Here is a 246-nt window from a genome sequence, read left to right as displayed (position 1 = left end):
TACGAGACGCCGGGCTTCAAGGAGTATTTCTTCGAATCGACGCCGATCGCGGAGATTGCCGAGCTGAACATCGGCAGCCGTCCGGCTTCGCGCAAATTGCAGGACCCGAAGCAACGCAAGATCGAAGATCTGCGCGCGATTCCGTGGGGCTTCTCATGGGGCCAATGCCGTTTGCTGCTGACCGGCTGGTACGGTTTCGGCAGCGCGGTGGCCGCGCATCTGGACAGCGCGCCGAGCGACGCAGAA

At 62.6% G+C, this 246-nt stretch carries 1 protein-coding gene; it reads left to right on the top strand.

Annotated features, from left to right (window positions below):
- Positions 1-246: phosphoenolpyruvate carboxylase (locus SB764_RS43485; RefSeq protein WP_410867239.1), on the top strand; the 246-nt coding region annotated here is incomplete at both ends.

This window comes from Paraburkholderia sp. SIMBA_027 (assembly GCF_046535315.1).
In the GTDB taxonomy this organism is placed as follows: domain Bacteria; phylum Pseudomonadota; class Gammaproteobacteria; order Burkholderiales; family Burkholderiaceae; genus Paraburkholderia; species Paraburkholderia tropica.
The sequence above is the reverse complement of the archived record's forward strand: the minus strand, read 5'-3'. Positions and strand labels throughout refer to the sequence as shown.